The sequence below is a fragment of the Lentzea sp. NPDC036949 genome (genome assembly GCF_055608075.1).
Genome location: NZ_JBVJRA010000010.1, coordinates 119,018 through 134,908, shown reverse-complemented (window position 1 = coordinate 134,908; position 15,891 = coordinate 119,018). Strand labels below are relative to the sequence as shown.

13 protein-coding genes are annotated in these 15,891 nt (G+C 74.4%); 4 read left to right on the top strand and 9 right to left on the bottom strand.

The window, feature by feature from the left end; translation table 11 throughout:
* Position 1 precedes the first annotated feature (1 nt).
* A complete protein-coding gene (locus ACZ7CD_RS27000) occupies positions 2-1,474 on the top strand; it encodes a phytoene desaturase family protein (protein ID WP_470379970.1) in 1,473 nt (490 codons plus the stop codon).
* On the opposite strand, the gene ACZ7CD_RS26995 is transcribed toward ACZ7CD_RS27000, so the two are convergent.
* Entirely contained in the window at positions 1,436-2,149 is a 714-nt protein-coding gene (locus ACZ7CD_RS26995) for a CDP-alcohol phosphatidyltransferase family protein (protein ID WP_360392983.1), read from the bottom strand. The genes ACZ7CD_RS27000 and ACZ7CD_RS26995 overlap by 39 nt on opposite strands.
* Positions 2,150-2,204: 55 nt before the next feature.
* On the opposite strand from ACZ7CD_RS26995, the gene ACZ7CD_RS26990 reads away from it, so the two are divergent.
* Together ACZ7CD_RS26990 and ACZ7CD_RS26985 are read left to right on the top strand one after the other, a co-directional pair.
* Positions 2,205-3,044, top strand: coding sequence for a YhjD/YihY/BrkB family envelope integrity protein (locus tag ACZ7CD_RS26990; protein ID WP_360392986.1), 840 nt, complete (start codon positions 2,205-2,207; stop codon positions 3,042-3,044).
* Positions 3,029-4,372, top strand: a complete 1,344-nt coding sequence (locus ACZ7CD_RS26985; protein ID WP_470379969.1) for a cryptochrome/photolyase family protein — start codon at positions 3,029-3,031, stop codon at positions 4,370-4,372. Before ACZ7CD_RS26990 ends, ACZ7CD_RS26985 begins: the two co-directional genes overlap by 16 nt.
* Before the next feature lie 4 nt (positions 4,373-4,376).
* On the opposite strand, the gene ACZ7CD_RS26980 is transcribed toward ACZ7CD_RS26985, so the two are convergent.
* The 6 genes from ACZ7CD_RS26980 to ACZ7CD_RS26955 all read right to left on the bottom strand — a co-directional run bounded on the left by ACZ7CD_RS26980 (position 4,377) and on the right by ACZ7CD_RS26955 (position 13,236).
* On the bottom strand, positions 4,377-4,817 hold the full coding sequence (locus ACZ7CD_RS26980; RefSeq protein ID WP_360392992.1) for an SRPBCC family protein: 441 nt from the start codon (positions 4,815-4,817) through the stop codon (positions 4,377-4,379).
* A 3-nt stretch (positions 4,818-4,820) separates the two neighbouring features.
* Complete coding sequence (locus ACZ7CD_RS26975; RefSeq protein WP_470379968.1) at positions 4,821-5,114, bottom strand: STAS domain-containing protein; 294 nt, start codon at positions 5,112-5,114, stop codon at positions 4,821-4,823.
* Positions 5,044-9,252, bottom strand: coding sequence for a SpoIIE family protein phosphatase (locus tag ACZ7CD_RS26970; RefSeq protein ID WP_470379967.1), 4,209 nt, complete (start codon positions 9,250-9,252; stop codon positions 5,044-5,046). Before ACZ7CD_RS26970 ends, ACZ7CD_RS26975 begins: the two co-directional genes overlap by 71 nt.
* A 268-nt stretch (positions 9,253-9,520) precedes the next feature.
* Positions 9,521-10,132, bottom strand: a complete 612-nt coding sequence (locus ACZ7CD_RS26965) for an acetoacetate decarboxylase family protein (RefSeq protein WP_470371124.1) — start codon at positions 10,130-10,132, stop codon at positions 9,521-9,523.
* Positions 10,122-11,774 (bottom strand): FAD-dependent oxidoreductase, encoded by a 1,653-nt coding sequence (locus ACZ7CD_RS26960; protein WP_470379966.1) that lies wholly within the window; start codon positions 11,772-11,774, stop codon positions 10,122-10,124. The genes ACZ7CD_RS26965 and ACZ7CD_RS26960 overlap by 11 nt, the downstream gene beginning before the upstream one ends.
* Before the next feature lie 4 nt (positions 11,775-11,778).
* On the bottom strand, positions 11,779-13,236 hold the full coding sequence (locus tag ACZ7CD_RS26955) for a flavin-containing monooxygenase (RefSeq protein WP_470379965.1): 1,458 nt from the start codon (positions 13,234-13,236) through the stop codon (positions 11,779-11,781).
* An 80-nt stretch (positions 13,237-13,316) separates the two neighbouring features.
* Between ACZ7CD_RS26955 and ACZ7CD_RS26950 the strand changes: the two genes are divergently transcribed.
* A complete protein-coding gene (locus tag ACZ7CD_RS26950) occupies positions 13,317-14,342 on the top strand; it encodes an AraC family transcriptional regulator (protein WP_470379964.1) in 1,026 nt (341 codons plus the stop codon).
* Here ACZ7CD_RS26950 and ACZ7CD_RS26945 read toward each other — a convergent pair.
* Both ACZ7CD_RS26945 and ACZ7CD_RS26940 read right to left on the bottom strand, forming a co-directional pair.
* Entirely contained in the window at positions 14,325-14,576 is a 252-nt protein-coding gene (locus ACZ7CD_RS26945) for a hypothetical protein (protein WP_470379963.1), read from the bottom strand. The genes ACZ7CD_RS26950 and ACZ7CD_RS26945 overlap by 18 nt on opposite strands.
* A gap of 3 nt (positions 14,577-14,579) precedes the next feature.
* A complete protein-coding gene (locus ACZ7CD_RS26940) occupies positions 14,580-15,890 on the bottom strand; it encodes a TIGR01777 family oxidoreductase (RefSeq protein WP_470379962.1) in 1,311 nt (436 codons plus the stop codon).
* Position 15,891 lies beyond the last annotated feature (1 nt).

Sequence of the window (15,891 nt, the reverse complement as noted above, 5' to 3'; positions counted from 1 at the left end):
CGTGGCACGGGTGGTGGTCATCGGCGCGGGCATGGGCGGACTGGCCGCGGCCGCACGGCTCGCGAAGGCCGGGCACGAGGTCACGACGTTCGAGCAGGCGGCCGGGCACGGCGGCAAGCTCGGCACGGTGCGGCGCGGCGGTTTCACCTTCGACACCGGGCCTTCGTTGCTGACCCTGCCGCACGTCTACCGCGACCTCTTCGCCGCCACCGGCGCCCCGCTCGACGACCTCGTCGACGTCGTGCCGGTGGAACCGACCTGCCGCTACCGCTTCCCCGACGGCTCCGAGCTCGACCTGCCGCACGCCGAGAAGCAGGTGGACGACGCCATCGCCGACGCGTTCGGACCGCAGGCCGCCCGGCAGTGGCGCGCGGTGATGACCGACGCGGAACGGTTGTGGGACCTCGTCGGCGAACCGGTGCTGCAGAACCCGCTCGGCGGTGTGCGCGACCTCGTGCGCCGCTCGGCGAGCGTCCGCGACCTGATGGCGATCGCGCCGTGGCGCACGCTGCGCGGGGTGGGGGAGCGGCGGTTCACCGACCCGCGGCTGCGGATGCTGCTCGACCGCTACGCCACCTACAGCGGGTCCGACCCGCGCCGCACCCCGGCGCTGATGACGGTCGTCCCGTTCATCGAGCAGCGGTTCGGCGGCTGGTACGTCCGCGGCGGGCTGCGCCGGCTCGGCGACGCGTTGTTCGAACGCTGCGCCGAGCTGGGCGTGCGCTTCCGGTTCGACACACCGGTCCTCGGCGTCGACACCGACGCGAGCGGAGTCACCGGCGTGCTGCTGCCCGGCGGCGAACGGCACGGCGCCGACGTCGTCGTGTCCGATGTGGACGCCGAACACCTCTACGGCGAGCTGCTCACCGAACGGCGCGCCCGCCGCCCGCGCCGGATGCTCGCCAAGACCCAGCCGTCGCTGTCGGGGTTCGTGCTGCTGCTCGGGCTGCGGGGCCGGACACCGGACCCGGCCCACCACCGCGTGCTGTTCCCCGCCGACTACGACGCCGAGTTCGACGCGATCTTCGGCAGGCACCCGCACCCGGTGACCGACCCGACGGTCTACGTGTGCGCACCGGACGACCCCGCCGTGGCACCCGAGGGCGACGAGGCGTGGTTCGTGCTGGTCAACGCGCCCCGGCAGGGCCCGGTCGACTGGACGGAGCCGGGGCTGGCCACCGCCTACGCCGACCGCGTCCTGCGGGTGATGGCCGACCGCGGCCTCGACGTGCGCGACCGGGTGCGGCTGCGGGAGATCCGCACCCCGGCCGACTGGGCCCGCGACACCGGCTCGGTCGGCGGGTCGATCTACGGCTCGTCGTCCAACGGGCCGCGGGCGGCGTTGCTGCGCCCGGCCAACCGGTCGCCGGTACCGGGGTTGTTCCTCGTCGGCGGCTCCGCCCACCCCGGCGGCGGGCTGCCGCTCGTGGCGATGTCAGCGCAGATCGTCGCTCGGCTGGTGGGCCCGGCCTGACCCGGTCCACGGCCGGCCGGCGAGCTCCCGCCGGACACCGGCCGCGAGCTGACCGAACCCCACGACCGCGCACACCGCCCACAGCACCACCGACACCGCCGCCCAGCCCCACCCGGTGACGGGCGTGCCACCGGGCGACAGCGCCGTTCCCGCGCAGGCGACCGCGACCACGACCACCCGCGTCGGCCGCTCCGCGACGGTGATCGCACCCGCCGACGTCATCCCCACGGCCTGCGCCTTGGCCCGCGCGTACTCGTGCAGGAGCAACGACATCGCGATCCCGGCACACCACCACGCCTGCGCCCCGAGCACCAGCAGCACCAGCACCAGGCACACGTCGGCCAGCCGATCGGCGACCGCGTCGACCACCGCACCCAGCGGCCGCACCCGGCCGGTGCGCAGGGCGACCGCGCCGTCCAGCCCGTCGAGCACCCCGGTGCCCACCACGAGCAGCAACGCCAGCAGGGCCCACCACCCGCCCGCCGCGGCGGCACCGACGGCACCCAGGGCGACGACGACACCGGCCGCGGACAACACGTCGGGGTGGACCCGGTCGAACGGGCGGGCCAGCGCGTGCACGAACCGCAGCCAGCCGACGACCAGCCGGCTGCCGGACACGTCCTCGCCGTGCACCCGCGACCACTCGGCGACGGGATTTCGCTCAGCACCGGTCACAACCACAACCGTAGGCGGAGGGGTGACATCACGCAGGTTCGGGTACCTCCCGATCATGCAGGTACTCCGCGCTGTGGTGGCAGCCACCCGCTCGGCGCTGCACGGCCGGGACCTCCTGCTGTGGGCGGCCGGTCTGACGTTCTTCGCCGGCCTGGGCCTGGTCCCGCTGCTGCTGCTGGCCCTGCGCGGCGCGGCACTGCTGTTCGGGCCCGGGTTCGTGCTCGACAGCGCCCGCCTGCTCGGTGACGCGCTCCCGGCGGCCGCGCGGAACCCGACCGAGGGGCTCGTGCGGCTGGCCGAGGCGGCGGTGACCGCGCCGTGGCCGCTGCTGGCGGCGTCGTTGCTGCCCGCGTCGCTCTACGGCGAGGGGTTGCGCCGCGGCCTGGGCCAGGCGGCCGGTGAGAAGGTGACCAAGTGGACCGGGTGGGCGGGCCGCATCGCGTTCCTGCCGGTGCTCGCACTGGCGCCGCTGCTGATCGCGCTGCCGCTCGCGGTGACCCCCGTCGTCGCCCCGCTGTACGCGGAGGGCGGCTGGTCCGCGGTGCTCGGGGTCGTGCTGTCGTTCCACGCCGACCTCGTGCCGGTCTGCGCGACCGTCGGCCTGGTGTTCGCCCTCGCCGGACCCGTCGACCTGCCTGCCAGGACGAGCTTCGCGGCCGGTGTCGCCGTCGGCGCGGTCCTCACCGGCTTCCTGCACGGTTTCGTGCTGTTCCTCGCCATCCCGGTGGACTGGGCGATTCCCTACGGCGGCTTGGCCGGTCCCGGCGTCGTGGCGGCACTCGCGCTGTGGCTGTTCCTGCTGCACGCCCTGCTGTTGTTCGGGTACCGGGCGACACTGAGCACGCACGAGGTGCTCACCGCCCAGCCGCAGGGGGTTCGTTGCCCGTCTCGCTAGCGCTCTTCACGCGCGACCTGCGCGTGCACGACAACGCGATGCTCACCGCCGCAGCCACCGCCGGCGAGGTGCTCCCGCTCTTCGTGGTCTCCTGCGCGGACTTCGCCGGGCCGAACCGGGCCGCGTTCCTCACCGGCTGCCTGCGCGACCTCGCCCGCGGCCTCGCCGACCGGGGCAGCGCACTGGTCGTCCGGCACGGCGACCCCGCGGCCGTCGTCGCGAACCTGGTGCGGGAGCACGACATCACCCGCGTCCACGTGTCCGCCGACGCGAGCGCGTACGCCCACCGCCGCGAGTACGCCCTGCGCGAGGCGGTGGGGGACCGGCTCGTGGTGCACGACGACGTTGTTCCCGCCGTGGCAGCGACCGGTCCGTTCGAGCCGGTGTTCACACCGTTCTTCCAGCGCTGGAACGAGGTCCCGCCGCGCACCCCGCTGCCCGCACCCGGCGGCCTGCGGCTGCCCAGCGTCGACCCCGGCGAGCTCCCCTCGGCCGAGACCTTCTCCCGCGGCATCCCGGCACCCGGCCTGCCACCCGGCGGCGAACGCCACGGCCGGGCCCTGCTGGACTCCTGGGCGCGAACCGGAGTGCACCGGTACGCCGACGACCGCGACGACCTGGCCCGCCAGGGCTCGTCACACCTGTCCGCGCACCTGCACTTCGGCTCGCTCTCCGCGGCCGAGACCCGTCACGCCGTCGGCGCGCACGCCGGCCAGTTCGTGCGCCAGCTGGCGTGGCGCGACTTCTACCTCCGGGTCCTCGCCGCACGACCGGACGCCGCGTGGCGGGACTACCGCGACCGCGGTGACCGGTGGCGCCACGCCCCGGCCGACCTGCTCGCCTGGCAACGGGGCCGCACCGGCTACCCGGTCGTCGACGCCGCCATGCGCCAGCTCACCACCGAGGGCTGGCTGCCCAACCGCGCCCGCCTGCTGGCCGCGAGCTTCCTCTGCAAGACCCTGTACCTCGACTGGCGGCCGGGCGCCGCGTTCTTCCTGCACCACCTCGTCGACGGCGACCTCGCGAGCAACCAGCTCAACTGGCAGTGGGTGGCGGGAACCGGCACCGACACCCGCCCCGGCCGGGTGTTCGACCCGGTGTGGCACGGCGAGCAGCACGACCCGGACGGCGCCTACGTCCACCGGTACGTGCCCGAGCTGCGGTCCGTGCCCGGTCCGCTCGTGCACCGGCCGTGGGAGCTCGACGCGTCCGTCCGCAGTGGACTCGACTACCCCGGACCCGTGGTGGGGCTGGAAGAGGGGTACGCGCGGTTCGTCAGCGCCCGCAGGAAGCACAAGCAGGGCAAACAGCAGAAACGCAGGCGCTGACCGCTCAGGCCGCCGCCGCGCCGAACAGCCCCGCCAACCGGTCGAGCGACCGCTTCATCGCCACCTCGTTCCGCCGGGGAATCCCGGACAGCCCGAGCAGCCACGCCGTGCGCGCGGTCGACCAGTCGAACGTCTCGGTCACCTCGGTCGTGCCGTCGCCGAGCGGGACGAGCCGCCACCGCCACCGGTGGCCGTTGAAGTGGCGCCAGGCGATGAGCCGGTCCTCCTCGAACTCCACCACGGTGTTCTCGATCCGGTACGCCACACCGATGCGCATGTCCATGCCGAAGGTCGCGCCGAGCGACAACCGGGCCGGGGCGCCCGGCCGGGGAGCGCGCACCGTGCCCGACCCGTCGATCAGCGGGTGCTTCGCCGGGTCCGCCAGCAGGTCGAAGATCCGCTCCGCCGCCGCGGGCACCGTCCTGGTCACCGAGGTGCTGCGCACCGGCTACCCCTCCGTGCGGCGGACGGTCGTCATCGAGGTCAGGCCCGACATCTCCAGGATCGGCGTGAGCAGCGGCGTCGCGATCAGCTCCGCCCGTTCGGCGTGCGCGAACAGGACGCTCATGCCGGCGCTGTCGATGTAGTGGACCTCGGTCAGGTCCACCACGAGCGGGCCGGTGGTGCCGGAGAGCGCGGCGGCGAACGCCCCGGTGTTGCTCAGGTCGATCTCACCCGCTGCCTTGACCACCGATCGGCCGTCCGCGGCGGTGGTCTTGGTCAGCTTCAGCGGCGTCGTCATCAGGAATCATCACCTGCATCGTCACGGTCGTACCGGTCGGTTCGGGGAGGATGGCGACCTCGTCCATCATCGTCCGCATGATCGTCGTGCCCATGCCGCGGCGCGCGGCCGGGTCGGTGTTCGGGGTCTTCCAGGTGCCGGTGTCGACCACGGTCACGAGCAGCCCGGTGTCGCCGGCGGACTCGACGCGCACCCGCACGTTCTCGCGGGTCTCGTCGCGGTAGGCGTGCTCGATGGCGTTGGTCCAGGCCTCGCCCACGGCCAGCAGCACGCCCTGCGCCAGCGTCGTGGACAGTCCGCACTGGCCCAGCCAGGTGCGCAGCGTGTTGCGCGCGCCGTGCATCTGGTTCGGCTCGGCAGCGAAGTTCAGCTCCAGCGGCGCCGGGTGGCGGTAGAGCAGCAACGCGACGTCGTCGTCGTAGCCGCCGGCCGGGGCCAGGGTCTGCATGATCTCGCCCGCGAGGTCCTCCAGGCCGCTGGACCGGCCCTGCTGCACCGCTTCCGCCGCCTTCTCGATGCCCTCGGTCAGCGAGCGGCGCCGGCGTTCGACCAGGCCGTCGGTGTAGGTCAGCAGGGTCGAGCGGGGCGGCAGGGTGCACTCGGCCTCCGCGCGCCGCACGCCCGGCTTGACCGCGAGCGGGATCGACCGGCCGTCCTCCAGCAGCCGGGTGGTGCCGTCGTGCAGCGCCAGGATCGCGGGCGGGTGCCCGGCGCTGGAGTAGACGAGGTGACCGGTCGTGGGGTCGAGGACACCGCAGAACACCGTGGTGCACAACGCCCCCGGCACCCCGGCGGCGAACTGGTCGAGCGCCTCCAGCGCGCGGGCGGGACCGATCTCCTGCAGCAGCAGGGCGCGGCAGGCGCTGCGCAGCTGGCCCATCACGGCCGCCGCGGTGAGCCCGCGGCCCACGCAGTCGCCGACGACGATGCCGATGCGCCGGTCCGGCAGCTCGAACGTGTCGTACCAGTCGCCGCCGACCTCCAGCGGCCGCGCGGCCGGCTCGTAGCGCACGGCGAACCCGCCCGGCAGGAGCGACGGACCGAGGATGGCCCGCTGCAACGCGATCGCGGTCTCCCGCTGCTGGTCGATCTGGTGCGCGCGGGACAGGCCTTGCGTGAGGTGACCGGCCAGCACCGACAACAGCAGCTCGTCCTGCTCGGTGAACTGCTGCAACGCGTCGATGCGCAGCCACAGCACCATCGGTCCGTCCGGGTGCTCGACGGTGACCACGACGCTGCCGTCGCCGAGCACGACCGGGACCAGCGCCTGGTGCTCCCGGAACGACGTCAGCACCACCCGCTCGTGCTCCGGCATGTCCTCCCAGACGAAGCCGGCGGACCCGTTGACGACCAGCGGGTCGTGGTGCCGTGCGAACACGACGGCCAGGACGTGCTCCGTCCGCCAGAGACCCTCCAGCTGCTCGATCGCACTCGTCAGCGCGTCGCCGGTGTCCGTGGCCTGCGACAGCCGCATGCTCATCTCCGCGAGCGCGGCCTCCCGCCTGCGGGCGTGGTGCTCTGCGGTGACGTCGCGGAAGGTGCCGACCGTCATCGTGTCGCCGCTGTCCGGGTCGCGAGCCGGGTTCATCAGGGCACTGAGCCACAACCGCCGGCCGTCGCGGTGGGTCACCGGCACGGTGTGGCTGCGCTGGTCGCGGCCGGACCGCTGCTCGAACGCGGCGGCGAACTGCTTGCGCGCCTCCGGGTCCGTGGGCCACCACGGGTGCGGCACCGGGTAGGGCAGCCCCTCCGGCCCGTAGCCGAGGATGTCGGTGAACGCGGCGTTGATCTCCACGACCGTGCCGGCGCCGTCGCAGACGAAGAACGCCTCCTGCAACGAGTCGATCAACGCGTCCCGCCAGCGGGCGTGCCGGCCGCGCAACCGGGCGAGGTCCACGTTCGCCCGCACCCGCGCCAGCAGGTCCGCAGCGGCGAACGGCTTGACCAGGTAGTCGTCCGCCCCGGCGCGCAGGCCCTCGCCGGAGGCCTCCTGACCGGCCCGCGCGGACAGCAGCAGCACCGGCACCGCCAGCGTGCGCTGGTCCGCGCGCAGGGCCGCCACCAGCGACAACCCGTCCATCCGCGGCATCATCACGTCGCTGACCACCAGGTCCGGCGGCCGGGCGCGGGCGGACTCCAGCGCCGCCAGGCCGTCGTCGACCGCGCGCACCTCGTAGCCCGCGCGGTGCAGCAGCCGGGTCAGGTACTCGCGCATGTCCGCGTTGTCGTCGGCGACCAGCACCGTCGCGGGCAGCTCCGGCGCGGCACCGGCGGCCGTGCTGGGCAGCAGCTCCTCCACCGTCAGGCCGGGCTCCGGCAGCCAGCGCAGCGCCTCCTGCACGTAGGGGGCGGCGATGTCGGACGTGGCGGGCGCGGTGGAGTCCTGCGCGAGCGCGTCGGCGGGCAGGTGGTGCGTGCCGAACGGCAGCTCGACGGTGAAGGTGGTGCCGGCGCCCTCGGTGCTCTCGGCGCGGATCGTGCCGCCGTGCAGGCCGACGAGCTCCTGCACCAGCGCGAGCCCGATGCCGCTGCCCTCCTTGGACCGCGACCACGTGTTCTCGATGCGGTGGAAGCGCTCGAACAGGCGCGGGATCTCGTGCTCCGGCACCCCCACACCGGTGTCGCTGACCGTCACGACCGCCCGGTTCGACCCGGCCCGCACGGACACGCCGACCGATCCCTCGACGGTGAACTTGAGCGCGTTGCTCAGCAGGTTCAGCACGACCTTCTCCCACAGGCCGAGGTCGACGTGCACCGGCTCCGGCAGTGGCGCGCAGTCGATCTCGAAGCGCAGCCCGGCCTTCTCCACCGCCGAGCGGAAGACGCTGGCGAGCTCCGCGGTCACCGCGGCGAGGTCGACCGGCTGGAAGTGCGCCTGCATGCGGCCCGCTTCGAGGCGGGAGAAGTCCAGCAGGGTGTTGACGAGCTTGCCCAGCCGCAGGCCGTTGCGGTGGATGACCTCCAGCTCCTGACCGGCCTGCGGGTCGGCGGCGGACAGCCGGTCGCGCAGGTCCTGCACCGGACCCATGATCAACGTCAGCGGCGTGCGGAACTCGTGGCTGATGTTGGAGAAGAACGCGGTCTTGGCGCGGTCGAGCTCGGCCAGCTCCTCGGCCCGCCGTTGCTGGGCCTGGAAGTTGCGGGCACCGGCGATGCCCGCCGCCAGGTGGCCGGCGACCAGCTCCACGAACCCGAGGTAGCCGTCGTCGAGCGGCCGGTGCCGGTTCAGGCCGGCGACCAGGAACCCGTACGGCGCGCCACCGGGCCGTTGCAGCGGCACGACCAGCGCGCTCGTGGGCGGCCGGCTCCACGCCCCGGTGGGCAGGCCGTCGTGGTCGTCGAGCCCGACCACGACGGACTCGCCGCGCTTGGCGGCCGCCAGCGGCCAGTCCACGGCACCCGGCGGCGCCGGCAGGTTCTGCGGCGCGGCCTGGTGGTCCTGCCCGATGCCGGTGGCGCAGGCCAGCCGCGCGTGGCCGTCGTCGAACAGGTAGGTCAGGGTGAACGGCAGGTCGCGCTGGTTGCGCCCGAGCTGCGTGCACGCGAACGCCAGCACCTCCTGCTCCTCGCGCGCGACGCTCGGGTCCGAGCCGAGGTCGCGCAGCGTGGCCATCCGCCGCTCGGCGATGACGCGGTCGGTCTCCTCGCTGACCACGCACAGCATCCCCGCCACCGCGCCGCTCTCGTCGCGCAGCGGGCTGTAGGAGAAGGTGTGGTAGCTCTCCTCGGAGTAGCCGGACCGTTCCACGAACAGCAGCAGCGCCTCGTCCCACGTCGCGTGCCCGGTGGTGAGCACGCTGTCCACGCGGGGACCGATGTCCTCCCAGATCTCCGCCCACACCTCGGCCGCCGGTCGCCCCAGCGCCCACGGGTACTTGCGGGCGAGCGTGTTGCGCCGGTAGGCGTCGTTGCAGAAGAAGGTCAGCTCCGGGCCCCACGCGAGCCACATCGAGAACCGCGACGACAGCAGCACGCTGACGGCGGTCTGCAGGCTCTGCGGCCACCCGGAGGGCGGGCCGAGCGGGGTGGCGGTCCAGTCGACCGCGGCGAGGTCACGACCGACCAGCGGGTCCTCGGCGAAGACACCGGTGAGCGCGGGCCGGTCGTCTCTTTCACCGGTGTCGTCAGAGCGGGTCACCGACCGTCCCTTCGCCACACCTCGACAGTTGACCTGTCCAGGGTGCCCAAACCCGGCGACGGCTGCACAACCAGATCCGACGGGTGTGCCCCGCGCCACGGCGTGGAGGGGGACCGGACCGCCCCGCCGCGGCGAAGGCGGGCGGCCTCCGCCGCCGGTAGCGCCCGCGCTCCGGTGGCGACCCACCGGGTGCCGGGAGGGTCTGCCCGGTGCCCTCGAACACGACCGCGGAGTCGGTGCGCGCGGTCGGTCCGGCGGCGGCGGGGCGTCAGCCGAAGCGCATGCGCAGGTTCGTCACCGCGAGGTGCAGCAACGGCTTGCCCGCGCGGAGCCAGCCGAGCCGCCCGCCGGGCGTGAGCCGCCAGCGCACCCGCGTCGGCCGGACCCGCGCCGAGGTGCGCAGCGCGGTGCGGTGCGCCTTCCCGTGCAGCGACTGCCACACCGACGTCCCCGCCCACACCGGCAGGCCCGGTGCCCGGAGGGGCTGCTCGTCGGCGGCGGCGATGGTCGTGTCGTCCACCAGCGCCACGGCGTCGAGCGGGCCGGCGGAGAGCGTGAAGTCCGCCAACTCCTTGGGGATGCCCCACATCGCTCGCGCGCCCTGCTGCGACCGGGTGTCGTCGACCCAGATGTCCGTGATGGACAGTCCCGGCCGGAACCCGCGCCGCACCACCACGGCCGTCATCAGCTCGTGGTAGGAGAGCAGTCCGGGCGGGCGGTAGTCGACGAACGCCGACACCACGAGCACGCGGCCGAACAGGGACAGCGGCACGACGCCGCCCGGCAACCGCAGGGTCGTCGCCGAACGTGGTGCCGTCCACACCGTGAGCCAGCCCTGGCCGCACAGGTTCCACGGCGCCGGGGGGAAGTCAGCGGACATCGGTCACCTCGCCCGCGGGCCGCAGCGCCGCCGGCGCCCCCGCCGGAACCGCCGGCCGGTGCGGTGCCACGGCGCTGAGCCGGGCGTAGGTCGCTCCGAGCGGGGGCCGCGGGTCCGGTTCACCCTTGTTGGGCCACAACGACATCGCGCGCTCGGCGAGCGCGGTGATCGTCAGCGCCGGGTTCACGCCGAGGTTCGCCGGGATCGCGGAGCCGTCCACCACGTGCAGCCCGGGGTGGCCGTGGACGCGGTGGTACGGGTCGACGACGCCGGTGGCGGGGGAGTCGCCGATCACGCAGCCGCCGATCAGGTGGCCGGTCAGCGGGACGTCCGCCAGGTCGTTCCACGCGCCCCGCGCGACGCCGCCGGCGCGGGCCGCGAGCCGGCGGGCCACCTCGTGCCCGGCCGGGATCCACGACGGGTTCGGCGCGCCCTCGCCCTGCCGGGTCGTCAGGCGACCCCGCCGCAACGACGTGGTGAGCGAGTTGTCCAGGCTCTGCATCACCAGCAACGCTATCGTCTCCTCCGACCACCTGCGCGGCGAGTGCATCCGCAGGGCCGTGCGGTACTCGGCCCGCAGCTGGGCCAGACCGCGGCGCAACCGGCCGGGTCCGCCGTCCACGAGCGTGGTCATCAGCAGGCCCATCAGGTTGCTGCCGCGCCCGTAGCGGACCACCTCGACGTGCGTGTCGGCGTCCGGGTGGATCGACGACGTGATCGAGGTGCCGAGCGAGTTGTCGATCCGCCCACCCGGCACCCGCACCGCCACGACCGCCTCGGAGTTCGTGCGGCACAACGCTCCCAGCCGCGGCGACAGCCCGGGCAGACCACCGCCGGCGCGGATGCGGTGCAGCAGCTGCTGCGTGCCCAGCGACGCCGCCGAGAACACCACCTGGCCGGCGGTGAAGATCCGCTCCGCCCGCCCGCCGGTCCGCCGCGTGCGCACCGCGTACCCGCCGCCGGGACGGGGCCGCACGTCCGTGACCGTCGTCAACGGCCACACCCGCGCACCGGCCTGCTCGGCCAGGTGCAGGTAGTTCTTCGGCAGCGTGTTCTTCGCGCCGTGCCGGCAGCCGGTCATGCACGCGCCGCAGGCGGTGCACCCGGTGCGACGCGGCCCGGCACCGCCGAAGAACGGGTCCTCGCCGTCGGGTCCGAAGTGGACACCCACTCGGGACGGGCGGTGGGTCGACGGCACCCCGAGCTCGACGGCGACCTCGCGCAGCAACCGGTCGGCGGCGGTGCGGCACGGGTTCTCCACCACCCCCAGCACCCGGCTCGCCTGGTCGTAGTGCGGCGCGAGCTCCGCCTGCCAGTCGGTGACGTGCGCCCAGCGCGGGTCGCGGAAGAACGCCTCGCCCGGCTCGTACAGGGTGTTCGCGTACACCAGCGACCCGCCGCCGACCCCGGCGCCGCTGAGCACCAGCACGTCGCGCAACGGCGTGATCCGCTGGATGCCCGTGCACCCCAGCCGCGGCGCGAACAGGTAGTCGCGCAGCTGCCAGGACGTGCGCGGGAACTCGTCGTCGGCGAACCGGCGCCCCGCCTCCAGCACGCCGACCCGGTAGCCCTTCTCGGTCAGCCGCAGGGCGGTCACCGCGCCACCGAACCCCGACCCGACCACCAGCACGTCGTGGTCCACGGCGTCACACCCCTTCCGCTGCCAGGTCACCGGTGTGCGTCAGCACGTGGTCGCCCAGCCGCAGCTCCGCGGTGCGCCGCAGGTACTCCCGCGTGCTGCCGGGCCAGTTCGTCGTGACGGACCCGTCGCCGGCGCGGTACCACGACCCGCAGCCGCTCCACAGCCCGCCGGTCAGCCGCGCCCGCATCTCCGCGTCGAACGCGTCGGCGACCCCGGGCCGCACCTCCAGCGCCGCCGTACCGGTGTGCGCGAGGTGGCGCACCGCGGCCACGACGTAACGGCACTGCGCCTCGATCATCGTGATCACCGAGCTGCCGCCGAGGTTCGTGTTCGGCCCGTACACCAGGAAGAAGCTCGGGAAACCGGGCACCGACAGGCCCAGGTGCGCCCGCGGCCGCCCGCCCCACACCCCGGCGAGCTCCCGGCCCCGCCTGCCGGTGACGCGCATCGGCAGGGCGAAGTCGGCGACGGTGAACCCAGTGCCCCAGATCAGCACGTCCGCGGCGTGCTCGCGGCCGTCAGCGGTGCGCACGCCCCGCGCCGTGACCTCGGCGATCGGCTCGGTCACCACGTCGACGTTCGCGGCGGTGAGCGCGGGGTACCAGTCGTTGCTGAACAGCACTCGCTTGCAGCCCACCGGGGTGGTCGGCCGCAGCCGTTCGCGCAACGCCCGGTCCCGCACCCGCACCCGCAGGTGGGCGGCCGCGAGACCGGCGACCAGGCCGCGGGAGAACCGGCCGGAGTGCAGCAACCCGGTCAACGCCTCGCCCGCGAGCCACACCCCGCCGCGCGCGGCCCGTGCCGCCAGCGGACAGGCCCGGCCGCGCAGCCCCCCGTCGGGCTTGGGCAGCACGTGCGGGGCGGTGCGCTGGAAGACGGTCAGGTGGTCTGCCCGCGGCTGGACCCGCGGCACGAACTGCGCCGCGCTCGCCCCGGTGCCCACCACCGCGACGCGCGTGCCGCGCAGGTCCACGTCGTGCCGCCACCGGGCGCTGTGGAACACCGGGCCGCCGAACCGGTCGAGGCCGGGCAGCACCGGCACCGCCGGCCGGTTCAGATGGCCGACCGCCGACACCAGCACGTCGGCCTCCAGCACCTCGCCGTCGGCGAGCTCCACCCGCCACCGGTGCCGTGCCTCGTCGAACGTCGCGGCCACGACCCGCGCACCGAACCGGATCCGGTCGCGCACGACCGCCGCCGCCCGCCGCAGGTAGTCCAGGACGTCGGGCTGGGCGGCGTAGCGGCGCGGCCACGACGGGTCGGGGAAGAAGGAGTACGAGTACAGCGAGGACGGCACGTCGCACGCGGCACCCGGATAGGTGTTGTCCCGCCAGACGCCGCCGACCTCGTCGGCCCGCTCCAGCACCGTGACCCGGTCGAAACCGGCTCTGTGCAGCGACAACGCCACGCCCAGGCCGCCGAAACCGGCACCGATGACCACCACCTCGGGGTTTTCTCGCACGTCACCGAAGCTAGGAACAACCACCCGTTCGCACCAGGACAACACCGGCCGCGCGATTGACAATCGCGGCCATAAGGACGTTGGCCCCACCCGCGACCCGGCACTGGGACTTCCCCCGCGGCATCGCGAGCGCGGCCCTGCTGCTGCGCTTCGGCGCCGGGCAGGGCCTGTCCCGCGCGGAGCTGCTCGACGGCAGCGACCTCACCGCCGAACAGCTCGCCGACCCGGTGGCGGAGATCGGTGCCCGGCAGGAGCTGGCGGTCGTGCGCAACCTCGCCGCGCGGTTGCCGCACGCGGGGATCGCCGCGGGCCGGCACTACCACGCCACCACGTTCGGCGTGCTCGGTCACGCGTTCCTCAGCGCGGCCACCGTGCAGGACGCGGTCGACGTCGCGTTGCGCTTCCTCGACCTCAGCTTCACCTTCACCGCGCCCGCCGCCGTGCTGGACGGCGACCGGCTGGTGATCACGCTCGACCCCGGCGCACTGCCCGCCGACGTGGTGCCGTTCCTCGTCGAACGCGACCTCGCCGCCATCCACACGGTGATCGGCGAACTCCTCGCCGGTGCCGTGCCGGTGCTCTCGGTCGACCTCGCCCACCCCGCACCGGCCGACACCCGCGACCACGAGCAGGTCTTCGGCACCCGGCCGCGGTTCCGCGCACCGCACAACCGGTCCGTGGTGGACGCCTCGGTGCTCGTGCGGGCGTTGCCGCTGGCCAGCCCGGAGGCCACGGCGCTGTGCGCACGGCAGTGCGAGGACCTCGCCGCCCGCCGCCGCAGGACGCCGGGCATCGCGCGGGACGTCCGCCGGCTGCTGGAGGGCTCCGCCCGGTTCGAGGAGACCATGCCGGTCGTGGCCCGCGCCCTCGGCGTCAGCCCCCGCACCCTGCGGCGCAGGCTGACCGAGTCCGGCACCAGCTACCAGGTCCTGTTCGACGAGGTCCGCGCCGAGCGCGCCGCGGTCCTGCTCACCCGCGGCGGGCTGTCGGTGGAGCAGGCGGCCGGTCAGCTCGGCTTCGCCGAGGCGGCGAGCTTCATCCACGCCTTCCGCCGTTGGTACGGCACGACGCCGAGCACCTACGCCCGCTCAGCGCTCCGGCCGTGACCAGTCGCTGCGGTGGTGCAGGTTGGTCTCGGCGACGTTGCCGACCGCGGGGGCGTCCCGTCCGCCGTCGACCACCAGACCCGCTTCAGCGGCAGGCGCCCGGTACCAGCCGGAGCACCCGTTGACGCACGGGTGGCTCATCTCCGTCAGCGCCATGCCGCCGTCCGCGCCCGGAACGGGTTGCATCCACGTCATCGAGCCGCTGCCCTCGCACAGCTCGCAGGTGCCGTCCACCGCTCACCGCCCCAGCAGGTGGCGCAGCGCCGGGTCGAGCCGCGGGTAGCGGAACACGTGCCCCGCCTTGGTGAGCACCGCCGGGCGCACCAGCTGGCTGGCCTGCGCCAGCTCGCGGGCACCCTGGTCGCCGAGCAGCACCTTGGGCGCGAACGACGGCACCGGCAGCAGCGCCGGCCGGTGCAGCACGTGCGCCAGCACCTCCGTGTACTCGCTGTTGCGCACCGCCTCCGGTGCCACCGCGTTGACCGGCCCCGACAGCGCGGTGTCGTAGAGCGCGCGGTGGTAGACGTCCACGAGGTCGTCGATGCCGATCCACGACTGCCACATGTGCCCGTCACCGAGCTTGCCGCCCAGCCCGGCCGCGAACAGCGGGTGGAAGATCCGCAGCGTGCCCCCGGCCGGTGACTGCACCAGCCCGGTGCGCACGGTCACCACGCGCACCCCGTCCGCCTTGCTCGCCGCCTCCCAGTCGGCGACCACGTCGGCCAGGAACCCGTCGCCGCGCTCGCTCTCCTCGGTCAGCTCCTCGTCACCGCGGTCGGGACCGTAGAACCCGATCGCCGACGCGCTGACGAACACCTCCACCCCGGCCGCCGAGGCCAGGTCCGCGAGCGCGCGGGTGGGCCCGATCCGGGACGAGCGGATCGCCGCGCGGTGGGAGTCGGTGAACCGCCCGGCGATCGACGCGCCGGCCAGGTGCACCACGGCGTCGACCCCGGCCAGCAGGTCGGGCGCGGGCCGGTCCGGGTCCCAGCGCCGTTCGCCGGGACCGTTCACCTGGCCGCGCACCAGCCTGACCACCCGGTGCCCGGCGGTGGTCAGGAACGGCCCGAGCGCGCGGCCGACCAGACCGCCGGCACCGGTCAGCGCGATCGTCCTCGGCCGGTCGCCCGCGAGCCGGGCGGCCCGCTGGGCGGCGAGGTCGGCCGCCACCTGGCGGTGCCGGTAGGCGAACGTCGACCGCAGCAGCGCGCCGGGCACCTGCGTGTCCACCCGGTCGGTCATCCGGGTGCCGTCGCCCTCGGCCCGGAACTCGTGGCTGTGCCGCCACTTCAACGCCCAGCGCAGCGGCGCCGAGTCGAGCTCGTCGACGAACCGGTGCGGCGGCGCGTACCCCGAGTGCTTCGCGCCCCAGCGCAACCCCAGCGGGAAGCCGAGGACCGCGCGACCGCCGTCCAGCGTGCTCGCCTCGCGCACGACGCTCATCGGGTGCCACGGCGGCGTCAGCCGGTGAATGGCACCGGGGCGCTCATGCCAGGCGAACACCTCGTCGAGCGGTGCGTCGACGACGCTGGAGTAGATCAGGGACATG

Coding starts and splice junctions, on each gene's coding strand:
- ACZ7CD_RS26990 (WP_360392986.1), top strand. CDS start 2,205: ATGCAGGTACTCCGCGCTGTGGTGGCAGCCACCCGCTCGGCGCTGCAC.
- ACZ7CD_RS26975 (WP_470379968.1), bottom strand. CDS start 5,114: ATGACGACGCCGCTGAAGCTGACCAAGACCACCGCCGCGGACGGCCGA.
- ACZ7CD_RS26965 (WP_470371124.1), bottom strand. CDS start 10,132: ATGTCCGCTGACTTCCCCCCGGCGCCGTGGAACCTGTGCGGCCAGGGC.
- ACZ7CD_RS26940 (WP_470379962.1), bottom strand. CDS start 15,890: ATGTCCCTGATCTACTCCAGCGTCGTCGACGCACCGCTCGACGAGGTG.